This is a genomic window from Pseudooctadecabacter sp. (genome assembly GCF_020627745.1).
In the GTDB taxonomy this organism is placed as follows: Bacteria; Pseudomonadota; Alphaproteobacteria; order Rhodobacterales; family Rhodobacteraceae; genus Octadecabacter.
On record NZ_JAHDGE010000009.1, the window covers coordinates 23025 to 37576 of the forward strand.

Consider the following 14552-nt stretch of genomic DNA (forward strand, 5'->3'; position numbering starts at 1 on the left):
GCGATGCGCTTCATCTCGATCCCGCCTTCGGCCTCGGACGTCAGCGGGTCGGTGACCACGGGGCGGTAGCTGAGTTTGACATCCGCGCCGTCTACGTGCGCGATTGAGTGGACACGCCAGTTTTCATCGTCGCGGGTGGTGTAATCCTCGTGGGCGTGGGCACCACGGCTTTCCTTGCGGGCCTCGGCCCCGGCCACGGTGGCCAGCGCGTTGGGCAGCAGGTTCGTAAGTTCCAGCGTTTCCATCAGGTCGGAATTCCAAACCAAGCTGCGGTCGGTGACTTTCAGATCACTTTCCTTAGCCGCGATGGCGGTCATCTTTTCGACGCCCTCTTTGAGGGTCTTGTCCGTGCGGAAAACGGCGGCGTCTTCCTGCATGGCCTTTTGCATCTCGAGCCGCAGATCGGCGGTGGTTGTGCCGCCGTCGGCGTGACGCAGCCCGTCGAAACGGTCGAAGGCCTTATCGACGGACGCCTTGTGCGTGGACGGGATCGCCGCGTTGCGGTCCACCACGTCACCGGCGCGGATCGCGGCGGCGCGGCCAAAGACCACGAGGTCAATCAGGGAGTTTGACCCCAGTCGGTTCGCGCCATGTACCGACGCACATCCCGCCTCACCCACGGCCATCAGGCCGGGGACCACGCGGTTGGGGTCGTCTTTGGTGGGGCTGAGGACCTCACCATAATAATTCGTGGGGATACCGCCCATGTTGTAGTGCACGGTGGGCAGTACGGGGATCGGTTCTTTGGTGACATCCACACCGGCAAAAATCTTGGCCGATTCGGAGATGCCCGGCAGACGTTCGGCCAGTGCTTCTTTTGGCAGGTGGTTGAGGTTCAGGTGGATGTGATCGCCATTCGCGCCCACACCGCGCCCTTCGCGGATTTCCATGGTCATGCAGCGGCTGACGTAGTCACGCGGGGCGAGGTCTTTGTAGTTGGGCGCATAGCGTTCCATGAACCGTTCGCCTTCGGAGTTGGTGAGGTATCCGCCCTCACCCCGTGCGCCTTCGGTGATCAAACAGCCCGACCCGTAGATGCCCGTGGGGTGGAATTGCACGAATTCCATGTCCTGCAGCGGCAGCCCAGCGCGGGCCACCATGCCGCCGCCGTCGCCCGTACAGGTGTGCGCGGATGTGGCGGAGAAATAGGCGCGGCCATAGCCGCCCGTGGCCAGCACAACCATTTTGGCGTTGAAGACATGCATCGTGCCATCGTCGAGTTTCCAGCAGACGACACCGGTACAGACGCCATCATCGGACATGATCAGGTCGATGGCGAAATATTCGATGTAGAATTCGGCCTGCTGTTTCAGCGACTGACCATAAAGCGTGTGCAGGATCGCGTGGCCGGTGCGGTCGGCGGCGGCACAGGTGCGCTGCACGGCGGGGCCTTCGCCAAATTCGGTCGTGTGACCACCAAAGGGGCGTTGGTAAATCTTGCCTTCTTCGGTGCGCGAAAACGGCACGCCGTAATGTTCCAGCTCGTACACCGCCTTGGGCGCTTCGCGGGCGAGGTATTCCATCGCGTCCGTATCGCCCAACCAGTCCGACCCTTTCACGGTGTCGTACATGTGCCACTGCCAGCTGTCGGGTCCCATGTTGCCCAGGGACGCCGCGATGCCGCCTTGTGCTGCGACCGTGTGGGACCGTGTCGGGAACACTTTGGAGATACATGCCGTGCGCAGGCCCTGTTCGGCCATGCCCAGCGTGGCCCGCAGACCGGCGCCACCAGCACCCACAACCACGACATCATATTCGTGGGTTTCATATTCGTATTCAGCCATTGTTCAGACCTCGAAATTCTTAAAGTGCAATCCGCACGATTGCGAAAACGCCAGCAGCCGCCGCAGCGTAGCTGAGGCAGATGGACCCGATGATCAGCGCCTTGCGGGCGAAACCATGGACGTAGTCCTCGATCAGTGTTTGCACGCCGCCTTTGAAGTGCAGAAAGCCCACCAGCAGCGTCAGGATGCCGACAATGGCCGGGAACGGCCGCTGGTAGTAGGCGGCGGCGTCTTCATAAGACATGCCCAGCGCGTAGCCGAAGGTGAAGACAAACAAAGGGATCAGCCCCACGAGGGCCACCGACGACACCATCATCTGCCAGTGGTGTTCGGTCCCGGATTTGGCGGAGCCAAGGCCGGCTGCGCGTTTGCGGTCGGTCAGAAATGCCATTGCCCTGCCCCCTTAAAGTACGATGACGGTGAAGATCGTCAGCAGCACCGTGCCAACAACCATCGCCTGGGCGAAAAGTTCGGACTTTTCAACGTCCAGCATATGGCCGCTGTCCCAGATCAAATGCCGGATGCCGCCCAGCGTGTGATACCAGATGCAGGCCACCGAGCCGAGCATGACAAGATCGCCAAACCAGCTGGTGATGAACCCGTTGGCGCGGGCATAGGCCTCAGGCCCTGACGCCAGCGCCGCGAACCACCACACGGCCAGAAGCGCGCCGACAATCAGCGCGTTGCCCGTGATGCGCACGAAGATCGACGAAATCGACGTCCACTGCGGGCGATAAATCATCAAGTGAGGAGACAGGGGGCGGTTGCCCCGATTAACATCGGCCATATCGGTTCCCTTAGGCTTGGTCACATGCGGCTATGCCGTGACAGGTCTTACGGTTCTTTTAACGCAATCTGCGGTCTTGTCACGGCGCGTGAGCGGTAACGGGTGCGGAATCTTGACGCGGTTGGGCGGTTTTCTCGGCTTTGTGATCACACGCTATTCTCTAGTGATCACAAAAGGTGCGCTTTCGGCCACCGCCTGCGTCAGTTCGCGGTACAGCTTGCGGATGATCTGTTCGGGGTAGTCTTCGAACCCGTTTGCCGTCACCGCAAAGGCCCCCGGTCCGGTGATGACGCTGTCCTCGAACCATGTGGTCAGATCGAAGCCGGCGGTTTCGATGACCAAGGCGTTGACGGTCACGCCTGCAGCCTCAAGCGCGGGCCAATGGTCAGAGGGAAAGCTGCCTTCGTTGCTGATCCCGTCACCGGAAATGTCGATCACATGGCGTTTGCAATCGTCCACGATGGCGAAATAGGGCAGTGCCAGTTGCATGGCTTCCCCGATCGCGGTGGAGAAATCACGCCAGAGGCGCGGCACGGTGGCGACCTGAAAGGCAAAGGCGGCCACATCATCGGGGCTGTTCATCTGCGTCCAGTTGATCACCACCGTCTGGCGGCCCGTGCCGGTCCATTGCATCAAGGCCACCTGCGCCTTGCCCTCAACCAGTGCAGCCATGACGCTGCGGTCGGTCAGGGCGGCGGCAAGGCCGTCCATCTGGATGCGGTATTCCTGACCATCCACCGACCCGGAGACGTCGACCGCCAGCATCAACGCCACCTCGCAGGCGTGGGCGGCGGGGGCGGCGGTGGCAATCAATCCGGCAAGCAACAGGGGTTTCATGGGCCAACCCTAGCCGCAACCGTCCGATCTGCAAAATCACGGGTCTGTTGGCGGCTTAGACCGGCATCAGCGCCCAATAATCAAGATCAAGCAGCACATCGGGGTGATATTTGCCATCCTCGCCCTTCAACACCCCCGCTTCGCTGCCCTTTGTCGCCACGAGCCGCAACCGGATGGCACCGACGCCGGGCGCGGGGGTGCTTGCTGTCTCCAACACTTCGGACCACGCGCGAACGGTGTCGCCTGCAAAGGCGGGGTTGGCATGGGCGCCGCCGTTGATGGCGGCCATAAACTCCGCCCCTTCAAGCCCGTTGAACGACAGCGCGCGCGCCATCGAGATGATGTGCCCGCCGTAGATCAGCCGTTGGGCTTGGGGCCGTGCGGTGATGTCAAAATGGACCTTGGCGGTGTTCTGCCACAGCCGCGTGGCCATCATGTGTTCGGCCTCCGACAGGGTGACGCCATCCACGTGGTCGATGATTTCGCCCACCTTATAGTCACCCAACCGGTGCGGGGCGCGCACGCCGCTTTCGGCGTAGCCGGTGAAATCAAGACCTGCGGGTACGGCCAGATCGGTGGCGGCCACATGGGACGGCAGATCGGGCACGACCGGATCAGGGGCCGGTCCCGCCGCGTCCCGTTTGCGGACCATGACCCAGCGCACGAAGGTCAGCACGTCCTCCCCGGCGGCATTCATGCCGGTCGTGCGGACCCAGACAATACCCGTTTTGCCGTTGGAGTTTTCCTTGAGACCAATGATTTCCGTCACAGCGCCGAGGCTGTCACCCGGATAGACAGGCCGCAGCCAGCGCAGATCGGCGTAGCCCAAATTCGCCACCGCATTCAGGGAAATGTCCGGTACAGTCGCGCCAAAGACCTTGTGAAACACGATCATATCATCCAGCGGCGCGCGCGGCAGGCCCACGGATTGCGCCACGGGGTCGGACACGTTCACCGCAAAGCGCGTGGGGTAAAGCGCTTGATAAAGCGCGCGTTCACCCTCGCCCACGGTGCGCAGGGGGCCGTGACGGAACGTCTGGCCGATGCGGTAGTCTTCGAAGAAATGCCCTGCGTTCGTCTTGGTCATTGTTGGCCCAGTTTCATGTCGGGGGAATAGTCCGCTTCGATTTCTTTGGTGACGGCCTGCCCGCAGCGCAGCACGCCGTTGGCCTGATCAAAGGTGTATTGGGGATCGCCGTGCAGCACCCAGCCTTTGGACAGCGCGTCGGAGACTTTGTGACAAAAGGCGGATGTGTCGTCCTCCGTCAGAAACCGGTAAATTACCCCCATGGTGTGACCCCCAGCCAGTGATGAATAAGCATGACGATGACGGTGACGACCAAAGTGGCCACGACCGCGATGATTTCGGATTTGACGGGCGGTGCGTGATAGGCCCCGCGCGGGCCTTGTGCGCGGTTGATGACGACCATTTCGGCCAACGCCCAAAGGCCCAAGCCGCCGAACAGAACGAAAGATGCGACATCGCCGTTGACCAACAGATGTGCCACCGCCCAGACCACCACAGCGGTCAGTTGCGGATGCCTGATGGCGCGGGTCACGCGGGTGCCTTTTCCGGACGCCGCAAAGAGGTAAAACGCCAACACCATCAACAGGTTGTTGAGCCAGACCAGCCCGTTGCCCCGCCCCCAATAGACAGCCCCGTCCGCCCAGCGGTAGCCCAGCACCATCAGGACAATCGCCAGCACCGATGCGCCTGCGACGATGCCTTTGCCTGTGTCGCCAAAGGACGCGCGGTGATCGGGGGCGACCCGTTTCCAGAAATGGGCACCCGCCCAGATCAGCAATCCCAGAATGATAAGTGTCATGATGCGTCCTGCTCCGCGATGGCCTGTGCTTTGGCCAGCGTGGCGCGGGCGGTGACGATGTGCAAGTTTTCGACGATCTTGCCGTCAACGACGGCGACACCCTGCCCTGCCGCTTCAGCCTCGGCGAAGGCGGCGATTTGACGTTGGGCGAGGTCGATTTCGGCCTCTGTCGGCGCGAAGGCGGCGTTGGCGATGGCCACTTGCGCGGGGTGGATCAGCGTCTTGCCGTCAAAGCCCATGTCGCGGCCCTGTTCGCATTCCACCTTGAACCCCTCTTCGTCTTTGAAGGCGTTATAGACCCCGTCGACGGCGACAACCCCGTGGGCACGGGCGGCCAGCAGACACATCTGCAGTGAGGCCAGCAGCGGCTCACGATCCGCACGGTGGCGCGTGCCGAGGTCCTTGGCCAGATCGTTGGTGCCCAGAACGAAGCCTTCGATCTGGGGGTGCGCCGCGATCTGGGCGGCGTTCAGCACGCCCAGTGGTGTTTCCATCATCGCCCAGATGGGTTTGTCGGTCAGTGCGGCCAGCGCATCCACATCGGCGGCGGAATTGACCTTGGGCAGCAACACCGCATCGCACTCCATGGTGTGGGCGGCCTTTGCATCGTCGCGTCCCCACTGGGTGTCGAGCCCGTTGATCCGCACCACGCGCAGCCGGTTGCCATAGCCGCCCTGGCCCAGTTCAGCGGCCAGTGTGGCCCGTGCCGTGACCTTTTCATCGGGCGACACCGCGTCCTCAAGATCAAACAGGATCACATCCACAGGCAGGCCACGGGCCTTGTCCAGCGCGCGCGATTTTGAACCGGGGATATAAAGGGCGGACCGGTAGGGGCGGGACATGGGGCGACTCCGTTGCGAAATAATCTTGCGCCAAAACGCGCAGAAATTGCCGCATCTTGCAACCCCAAAATGCCGCGATGCAGCGCAAATCGGGCCGCGCAACACCACCGTGCGGTGGCGTTAACCATATTTGCACCAGTGCGGCGGCATTCTTGATCCCAACGTAACCCGAAAGGAGAGACCCATGAACGCCAAGATCATCGCCCTCACCTGTGCCGCCACCCTGATGGCCAGCGCTGTCAGCGCCCAGACCCGCAACTGTGGCCCCCACGCATTGGTCGTGGAACGGCTCGCCTCCGGCTACGGCGAAAGCCGCCAGTCCATCGGGATGGCGTCGGACAACACGGTGGTCGAGGTTTTCGCCTCTACCGAAACAGGCACATGGACCATCACCGTCACGCAACCGGGCGGGCCGACCTGCCTTGTGGCCAGCGGTGAGGCCTATCAGAACCTGAACGAGGATCTGCCCAACACCGACGAAGGGGCCTAACCGGTCAGGCCGTCCCAGATCAGTTTGATCGACACGGCCAGCAACATCCATGTCACGACCGCGTAAAACACCCGGTCGGGCAACACCTTGATGAAACGGTAGGCCACGAAGACACCGAACAAGGCAGGCGCGCACAGGATCACCGTCACCCCGAGGCTTTGCGGCTGCAACTGGCCCAGATGCCAATAGGGCACGATTTTCAAGGCGTTCATGGTGGCGAAGGCCGCCGTCGATGTGCCCGCAAAGACCATTTTTGGCAGCTTCAACGGCAGCGCCCACACCTGCCAGGGCGGCGCGCCGGAGTGGCTGACGAAACTGGTGAAACCGGCCACGGTGGTCCAGAACACGCCTGCACCGCGCCGCACCGGTCTGGCTGCGTCCGCCGCCTTTGCGCGAAACAGAAAATTCAGCGAAAACACCAGCCCGATGGCGCCGATAAGCACGCGGACCTGATTGTCCGACACCATGCTGGCGGTGGTCCAGCCGATGATCGTGCCGATCACAATGCCCACAACGGCGATTTTCCAAATGCGCCAGTCGATGTGTGTGCGGTAGGTCCAGACCCCGAAAATATCGGAAAATATGAAGACCGGCAAAAGCAGACCGGCCGCCGTCAGGGGCGAAATCGACAGCGCCATGATCGGCACCGCCAAGGCACCAAAGGCCGGTGCACCCCCTTTGGACAGGCCCACACAAAAGGCCGCCAAAACCGCCAAAGACCAGAATGCCATGCCGTCCAAAATCCTGCCCCTTCGTGTCGGGAATCACGCCACATTCGCGATAGCACGCCGCAGCCCGTGTGTAATCCATGACACAGTTGGCGCAAACAACGCCCTAGAAACAATGTTCTGACAGGCCCCGTATTGCGCCGCAGCGCAGCACACTTGCGCGAGGCACAGCAAAAGACTACCCCTTGCGGCGATCTAACATGAACGGACACGAAGGACCCATTCAATATGGCCAGACCCAAGATCGCCCTGATCGGCGCCGGTAACATCGGCGGCACGCTCGCCCACCTTGCAGCAGTCAAAGAACTGGGCGACGTGGTGCTTTTCGACATTTCCGAAGGCCTGCCCGAAGGCAAGGCCCTCGACATCGCTGAATCCGGCCCCTCCGAAGGGTTCGATGCCGCCATGTCCGGCACCCAGTCCTACGAGGACATCGCAGGTGCCGACGTCTGCATCGTCACCGCCGGTGTCGCGCGCAAGCCGGGCATGTCCCGCGACGACCTGCTGGGCATCAACCTCAAGGTCATGAAATCCGTGGGCGAAGGCATTGCGGCCCATGCGCCGAACGCCTTTGTCATCTGCATCACCAACCCGCTGGATGCGATGGTCTGGGCGCTGCGCGAATTTTCCGGCCTGCCCCACAACATGGTCTGCGGTATGGCAGGTGTTTTGGACAGCGCACGTTTCCGCCACTTCCTGGCTGAGGAATTCAACGTCTCCATGCGCGACGTGACGGCCTTTGTTCTGGGCGGCCATGGTGACACGATGGTGCCATCGGTGCGCTATTCCACCGTCGCAGGCATCCCCCTGCCCGACCTGATCGACATGGGCTGGACCACGCAGGAGAAACTCGACGCGATGGTGCAGCGCACACGTGACGGCGGTGCTGAAATCGTCGGCCTGCTGAAAACAGGGTCTGCGTATTACGCGCCTGCAACCTCCGCCATCGAGATGGCCGAGGCGTTCCTGAAGGACCAGAAGCGCGTTCTGCCCTGTGCCGCCTATTGTGACGGCGACCTTGGCGTCAAGGACATGTACGTGGGCGTGCCCACTGTGATCGGCGCGGGCGGTGTGGAACGCATCGTCAACATCAAACTGACCAAGGAAGAGCAGGAGATGTTCGACACATCCGTTGCCGCCGTTAAGGGTCTTGTCGACGCCTGCAAGGGCATTGACGACAGCCTTGCCTGATACGCCAGCCGGTGGCCCCGATATGACCTCCCCGCGCGGGATCGTCTTCGGGGCCACCGGCGCCTCCTACGTCGCGCTGGCCCGCCGGGCCGCGCGGACGGTGCGCCGCGTGATGCCCGACACACCGATTGACCTGTTCACCGATGCGCCGCTGGCCGATGCCGTCTTCGATCGGGTCCATATCCTCGACCAGACGACGACGCGCCCGAAAATGGCCGCCCTGCGACGCAGCCGGTTCGACCGCACCATCTGGCTGGACTGCGACGTCATTGTGCTGGCCGATCTGGCCGAGGTTTTCGACCTGCTGGGGCGGGTCGACATTGCGGGCGCGCATGAACATTACGGCAGCTCCCCCGTGGCCATGATGCAGACAGGGCCGGACGACATTCCACCGGCCTTCCGGCAGATCAATTCCGGCGTGCTGGGGGTCCGCTCCGGCCCTGCGACCCACGATTTTCTGGATCGCTGGGCATCGGAATTTGCGCGGCGGGGCTTACGATACGACCAGCCGTTGCTGCGGGAATTGCTGTGGGACAGTGATCTGCGGCTGGGTGTGCTGCCCCATGAATACAATCTGATGCACATGCCCTATCTGATGGCCGGAAACGACCGGATGATGGCCCCGCGGGTGCTGCATCTGCCACATCTGCATGTGTACGACAAATTCATCGCCGACCCGTCGTCCCCCCTTACTGCGGGTGAGATTTTGTCGCCGGACGAGTTGATGGAACTGGAACGGCGCATGGCGTCCGACAGGACATTGGGCGCGCGCCGCGCGGCACGGGATGTGCTGGCCGATCTGTTGCGACACGCCCCCGCGCTGGAACGGCCCGTGCGGCGGTTGTGGCATCGCTGGCGGCGGTAGAACGCGCGATTCGCCTGTTGCGGGACGGACCGGATTGGGGCGAATTTGTGTCCAAAGACCGTATGAAATCCCTGCCTTTGGCCTGATATTGTTTCGAATTTCGACGCATCTTGCCGTTTTGGTCAACCCAAGATTGTAAATTGCGGCAAAAGTTGGACAGCACGTGCGGGTCGTTTAGATTTGGACCAAGCCCGCCCATATGGCGCGTGATTTTGTAACCTTGGGGGTTCTTATGAAAATTGTTTTCGGCCTTGCCGCTCTCGCTTTGACTGTGTCGGCCTGTGCGCCGACAGGCAACAACACCGTTTTTCTGGACAACGGCAACGACGTGTCCTTCCTGCGCCAAGGCGCATCGGCCTGCCCGAATATCGGCACGCAAGTGGGCACGCAATACCCGCTGCGGTGCGGCCCGCAGCAGCAGATTATTCCGCGCTGAACCGCCGCCCGATCACGTATCATTTCAAATGGCGCGTCCCTCTTTCACGGGGGCGCGTTTGCCCTTAAACGACCCTTGCCGTCACAGGACGGACAGCCTCGGCGCGAGGCATTCCATTTCCGCCCGTGCGCACCTCCGGCGGCTTTCGGATTTCCCGATGAAACTGTTTTTTCTGTCCGCTCTGGCCGCTGTTGCGCTGTCGGCCTGTTCTGCTGCCTTTACCACAGGTCACGACACGTCGTTTGAACGTCAGGGGTCGGCCAAATGTCTGAACGCTCCGCAACAGGATCAGGCGCTGCTACGGGGCACCGCCTACAACCCGCTGCGCTGCGGACCACAGGCCCAGCCGATTCCACGCTAAATTACTGTTAACCCTAACATCCGTTAGGCGTCCGCATTTTGTGATCACACTTTTCAGACGTGTGATCACAAATGTCGCTTTTTCGGGGTTGTTGCCGAAAAAGTCATTTAGGCACCGCACCGGACGGGTCTATAGCGGGACCAACGCTTATCAGACCGAAGGACGGCTTCATGAATATCCACGAATATCAGGCCAAGGCCCTGCTCGCCCAGTTTGGCGCCCCTGTCAGCGACGGGCGCGCGGTGTTGAAGGCGGAAGACGCCAAGACAGCCGCCGGTGAACTGGACGGTCCGCTGTGGGTCGTCAAGGCGCAGATCCACGCAGGCGGTCGCGGCAAAGGAAAATTCAAGGAGGCCGACGCGGGCGATGCCGGCGGTGTGCGCCTGACCAAATCCGTGGAAGAGGCCGCAGAAGAAGCCAAGAAGATGCTGGGCCGCACGCTGGTCACGCACCAGACCGGCCCTGCGGGCAAGCAGGTCAACCGCATCTACATCGAAGACGGGTCCGGCATCGAGACCGAGATGTATCTGGCCCTTCTGGTCGACCGCGCCACATCGCGGATCGGATTCGTGTGTTCCACCGAAGGCGGCATGGACATCGAAGAAGTGGCCGAGGCCACGCCGGAAAAGATCCTCAACTTCACGGTTGATCCCGCCACCGGCTATCAGGCCTACCATGGCCGCCGCGTGGCCTTTGCGCTGGGCCTTGAGGGCCAGCAGGTCAAGCAGTGCGTCAAACTGATGGGGCAGCTTTACAAGGCGTTCACCGAAAAAGACATGGAGATGCTTGAGATCAACCCCCTGATCGTCACCGACAAGGGCGATCTGAAGGTTCTCGATGCGAAAGTGGCCTTTGATGGCAACGCCGTCTACCGCCACTCCGATATCGCCGCCTTGCGTGACGAGACGGAAGAGGACCCCAAAGAACTTGCCGCCTCCAAATACGACCTGAACTATATCGCGCTGGATGGCGAAATTGGCTGCATGGTCAACGGCGCGGGTCTGGCCATGGCGACGATGGACATCATCAAGCTTTACGGGGCCGAGCCTGCGAACTTCCTCGATGTGGGCGGTGGTGCGACCAAGGAAAAGGTGACCGAGGCGTTCAAGATCATCACCTCCGACCCGCAGGTCAAAGGCATTCTGGTCAACATCTTTGGCGGCATCATGCGCTGTGACGTCATCGCCGAGGGTGTCGTGTCTGCCGTCAAGGAAGTGGGCCTGAAGGTGCCGCTGGTCGTCCGTCTTGAAGGCACGAATGTCGAAGAGGGCAAACGCATCATCAATGAAAGCGATGTGGATGTCATCGCCGCCGACGACCTCAAGGACGGTGCCAAGAAAATCGTCGAGGCTGTCAAAGGCTGACGGTGTGGCGGGGATAACCCGCCGGACCTGTCCCGCCCTGCTTTGACCACAGGAGACCTGTTTCGTGACCACGCGCAGCACCCTCATGATCCCGACCGCCCCGTCCGGCGGCCTGACGGTGTGCGCGTGCGCCTGCGCGGAGGGGTCTTCATGAAGGCCCTTGTCCACATCGGCTCCCCCAAAACGGGGACCAGTTCCATCCAGCGCTATCTGCAACACAACCGCGCGGCCCTTGCCCAGCAGGGCATCCGGTATCAGCGCAGTTCCGTGCGCCGCGGCAGCCAGTGGGAATTGCCGATGATCGCCCTGATGGCGGAAGACAAACTTTTGCCGAATGAGGTCCAGCGGGCGCGGTACAAGGCCATCGACAGCGCCATGCAGAAACGGACCTTCGGGCACATCCCCGACTGGCTTCGGAAATTTCCCGGTCAGTACGACGAACCTTTGGCCCTGTTTTCGTCCGAACATATGTTGCCGTGGCTGCGCACACCGGATCTGGTGGCGCGCATGGATGCCATTTTTCGCGAAAGTTTCGATGAGGTGCAGTATCTTGTCTACATCCGCGAACAGGGCGATCTTGTCACGTCCGAGTATTCGGAACGGGTCAAGCGGGGCACGGATGTGACCTTTGATGACTTCTTCGACAACCGTTTGAACGGCCTGAACCATTTTCGTGTTCTCAGCCGCTGGACAGATGTTGTCGGACAGGACCGTCTGACAGTGCGCCGGATGGACCGCGAAGTTCTGAAGGACGGTGATCTGCTCAAGGATTTCTGCGCGGTCTGCGGGATCGACTTCGACAAGACAGAGGTGCCCGGTCGGGTCAACGAAGCCCTCAGCGCGGTCGGCTGTGAAGTCATGCGCGCGCTGAACACGCGCATCCCCGAACTGCTGCCCGACGGCCGCGCGAACCCGCTGCGGCGCGGGCTTTTGCACCGTGTGATTACCATGACCGACGGCATGGGAAAGCTGCGGCTGACGTCCGATCAGGCTGCGCGGCTGGCCCAAAAGGTCAAACACAGCAACAGCCGCGTGCTGGACACGTTTTTCCCCGATGATGCCGCCCTGTTTTCGAAACCCTCAGCGGTGGCTGCCGCGCAGGACCGCCAACAGGCGCGGGAACAGGCGCTGGAGATCATGGCCGAACTTATCGTCAAACACCGGCTGGGCGAAATCCCCCGCCTGAACCCTATCACCCGTTTACGTGCGCTGCGGAATACCCCGCATGCGCCCGCCCCCAAAGACCGCATGAAAAACACTGCAGGAGAATCGTAATGGCAGTCCTTATCGACGAAAACACCAAAGTCATCTGTCAGGGCCTTACCGGTTCTCAGGGCACGTTCCATTCGGAACAGGCCATCGCCTATGGCACCAAAATGGTCGGCGGTGTGACGCCCGGAAAAGGCGGGCAGACCCATCTGGACCTGCCGATTTTCAATTCCGTCCATGAGGCGAAACACGTGACCGAGGCCAATGCCTCCGTCATCTATGTGCCGCCCCCCTTTGCCGCCGATTCCATTCTTGAGGCGATCGACGCGGAGATGGAGTTGATCATCTGCATCACCGAAGGCATTCCGGTTCTCGATATGATGCGCGTCAAGCGCGCGTTGGAGGGCTCTGCCTCCCGTCTGATCGGGCCGAACTGCCCCGGCGTCATCACGCCTGACGCCTGCAAGATCGGCATCATGCCCGGCCACATCCACAAACGCGGCTCCGTGGGCGTGGTCTCGCGGTCCGGCACGCTGACCTATGAGGCCGTCAAACAGACCTCCGACAGCGGCCTTGGCCAGTCCACCGCCGTGGGCATCGGTGGCGACCCGATCAAGGGCACCGAACACATCGACGTGCTGGACATGTTCCTTGATGACGACGAGACCCATTCGATCATCATGATCGGTGAGATCGGCGGCTCCGCCGAGGAAGAAGCCGCCGAGTTCCTGACCGAGCAGAAGAAGAAAGGCCGCTGGAAACCCACCGCTGGCTTCATCGCGGGCCGCACGGCACCCCCCGGACGTCGCATGGGCCATGCCGGTGCAATTGTGGCCGGCGGCAAGGGCGACGCGGAAAGCAAGATCGAAGCGATGAAATCCGCTGGCATCATCGTGGCCGACAGCCCCGCGACGCTGGGTGAAGCTGTGTTGGAGGCGATCGACAAAGGATGACCCTGCGCGCCACTGTCACCTTCGCTGTGCTGACGATCCTGTCAGTTGCAACCGCCGGGTCAGCCTTGGCCGATCCGGTGGCAGGTGACGCCGTCTCTGTGTGCGCCGATCCGCAGATGGATGTCGCCGCCCGCAAGGCGGCACTGTCCGATGCGGGGTGGAGCGTTGTGGATGACGCGGACCAGACGGTCGCGATTGCCCGAACACTCGTCTTGCACGACGGGGTTACCATGTTGCAGCAACGTGGTGACGAACTGACCGCCTTCGTCGACAGGCTGGCCCCCTCGCTGGTTGCCGGAATTGATGCCGGGTCAATCACCATGCTGTCACACACGGGGACCGATGCAATTTTGGTCACGACCTCAATCGACATCCCCACCGCGCATTTCGACTGTTCGTTTCTGATGTCCGACCCCGCCTTGGCCCGTGCCATATTGGTGGACGACGGCCCTGCCGCAGAATTCTTTGCGGCTGGAACCACCGATCCGTTTGGAAATGCGTCCTTTTTTGCCCTCGAACGGGACATCGAAGCCATGGGGTGGGAAGGCGACTGGGCACCGCAATCGGGTCAGTTGTCCGTGCTCAATCCATTCCCCGCCGTCCCTGACGCAGATATCCTGCCCCGCCCCGCCTTGTTCAAATTAAGAACCGCCCTGCGGTTCGACCCAAGCTGATGATCTGTGACCGAAAGGAGCCTGTGTTGATGTCCCACCAGTCCAACCATGACGCGGTCCCCGAAGGCGTCTTTCCGTCTGTCGCAATGGCTCACGATCTGGCCCCTAGAATTGCAAAACGCGCGGCTTTGGCCCTGACCTGCCCGCTTGCCCTTGCGGCCTGTGACACTGACACAGGGGCTGGACTGGACAGCATGATCGACGC

Annotated in this window: 18 protein-coding genes; 9 read left to right on the forward strand and 9 right to left on the reverse strand. The window is 61.7% G+C overall.

Features of this window, described 5'->3' with window-relative positions; all coding sequences use genetic code 11:
- The 8 genes from sdhA to QZ653_RS06210 all read right to left on the reverse strand — a co-directional run.
- Positions 1-1784: succinate dehydrogenase flavoprotein subunit (gene sdhA, locus QZ653_RS06175; RefSeq protein ID WP_296418603.1), on the reverse strand; the 1784-nt coding region annotated here is incomplete at its 3' end.
- A gap of 19 nt (positions 1785-1803) precedes the next feature.
- Positions 1804-2175 (reverse strand): succinate dehydrogenase, hydrophobic membrane anchor protein, encoded by a 372-nt coding sequence (gene sdhD / locus QZ653_RS06180; protein WP_296418605.1) that lies wholly within the window; start codon positions 2173-2175, stop codon positions 1804-1806.
- Between the two features lie 12 nt (positions 2176-2187).
- On the reverse strand, positions 2188-2571 hold the full coding sequence (gene sdhC, locus QZ653_RS06185) for a succinate dehydrogenase, cytochrome b556 subunit (protein WP_296418606.1): 384 nt from the start codon (positions 2569-2571) through the stop codon (positions 2188-2190).
- Positions 2572-2724: 153 nt separating this feature from the next.
- Entirely contained in the window at positions 2725-3408 is a 684-nt protein-coding gene (locus QZ653_RS06190) for a DUF1194 domain-containing protein (RefSeq protein WP_296418607.1), read from the reverse strand.
- Between the two features lie 55 nt (positions 3409-3463).
- Entirely contained in the window at positions 3464-4495 is a 1032-nt protein-coding gene (locus tag QZ653_RS06195) for a MaoC family dehydratase (RefSeq protein WP_296418609.1), read from the reverse strand.
- Positions 4492-4698 carry a DUF1737 domain-containing protein gene (locus QZ653_RS06200; RefSeq protein WP_296418610.1) on the reverse strand — a complete coding sequence of 69 codons (207 nt, stop codon included), beginning with the start codon at positions 4696-4698 and terminating at the stop codon, positions 4492-4494. Before QZ653_RS06200 ends, QZ653_RS06195 begins: the two co-directional genes overlap by 4 nt.
- Positions 4689-5234 carry an NnrU family protein gene (locus tag QZ653_RS06205; RefSeq protein WP_296418612.1) on the reverse strand — a complete coding sequence of 182 codons (546 nt, stop codon included), beginning with the start codon at positions 5232-5234 and terminating at the stop codon, positions 4689-4691. Before QZ653_RS06205 ends, QZ653_RS06200 begins: the two co-directional genes overlap by 10 nt.
- Entirely contained in the window at positions 5231-6076 is an 846-nt protein-coding gene (locus tag QZ653_RS06210; protein ID WP_296418613.1) for an HpcH/HpaI aldolase/citrate lyase family protein, read from the reverse strand. Before QZ653_RS06210 ends, QZ653_RS06205 begins: the two co-directional genes overlap by 4 nt.
- A 184-nt stretch (positions 6077-6260) precedes the next feature.
- On the opposite strand from QZ653_RS06210, the gene QZ653_RS06215 reads away from it, so the two are divergent.
- Positions 6261-6566, forward strand: a complete 306-nt coding sequence (locus tag QZ653_RS06215; protein ID WP_296418614.1) for a hypothetical protein — start codon at positions 6261-6263, stop codon at positions 6564-6566.
- On the opposite strand, the gene QZ653_RS06220 is transcribed toward QZ653_RS06215, so the two are convergent.
- On the reverse strand, positions 6563-7297 hold the full coding sequence (locus tag QZ653_RS06220) for a sulfite exporter TauE/SafE family protein (RefSeq protein ID WP_296418615.1): 735 nt from the start codon (positions 7295-7297) through the stop codon (positions 6563-6565). The genes QZ653_RS06215 and QZ653_RS06220 overlap by 4 nt on opposite strands.
- 225 nt (positions 7298-7522) lie before the next feature.
- Between QZ653_RS06220 and mdh the strand changes: the two genes are divergently transcribed.
- The 8 genes from mdh to QZ653_RS06260 all read left to right on the forward strand — a co-directional run bounded on the left by mdh (position 7523) and on the right by QZ653_RS06260 (position 14347).
- On the forward strand, positions 7523-8485 hold the full coding sequence (gene mdh / locus QZ653_RS06225; RefSeq protein ID WP_296418617.1) for a malate dehydrogenase: 963 nt from the start codon (positions 7523-7525) through the stop codon (positions 8483-8485).
- A complete protein-coding gene (locus QZ653_RS06230) occupies positions 8478-9350 on the forward strand; it encodes a putative nucleotide-diphospho-sugar transferase (RefSeq protein WP_296418619.1) in 873 nt (290 codons plus the stop codon). Before mdh ends, QZ653_RS06230 begins: the two co-directional genes overlap by 8 nt.
- Before the next feature lie 232 nt (positions 9351-9582).
- A complete protein-coding gene (locus QZ653_RS06235; RefSeq protein WP_296418620.1) occupies positions 9583-9786 on the forward strand; it encodes a hypothetical protein in 204 nt (67 codons plus the stop codon).
- A gap of 157 nt (positions 9787-9943) precedes the next feature.
- On the forward strand, positions 9944-10147 hold the full coding sequence (locus QZ653_RS06240) for a hypothetical protein (RefSeq protein WP_296418622.1): 204 nt from the start codon (positions 9944-9946) through the stop codon (positions 10145-10147).
- A gap of 170 nt (positions 10148-10317) precedes the next feature.
- Entirely contained in the window at positions 10318-11511 is a 1194-nt protein-coding gene (gene sucC / locus QZ653_RS06245) for an ADP-forming succinate--CoA ligase subunit beta (RefSeq protein WP_296418624.1), read from the forward strand.
- Positions 11512-11553: 42 nt separating this feature from the next.
- Positions 11554-12786, forward strand: coding sequence for a hypothetical protein (locus QZ653_RS06250; protein WP_296418626.1), 1233 nt, complete (start codon positions 11554-11556; stop codon positions 12784-12786).
- A complete protein-coding gene (gene sucD, locus QZ653_RS06255) occupies positions 12786-13673 on the forward strand; it encodes a succinate--CoA ligase subunit alpha (protein ID WP_296418628.1) in 888 nt (295 codons plus the stop codon). The genes QZ653_RS06250 and sucD overlap by 1 nt, the downstream gene beginning before the upstream one ends.
- The gene (locus QZ653_RS06260) at positions 13670-14347 is read left to right on the forward strand and encodes a hypothetical protein (RefSeq protein ID WP_296418630.1); all 678 of its coding nucleotides are present in this window, start codon (positions 13670-13672) and stop codon (positions 14345-14347) included. The genes sucD and QZ653_RS06260 overlap by 4 nt, the downstream gene beginning before the upstream one ends.
- The last annotated feature ends 205 nt before the right edge of the window (positions 14348-14552 follow it).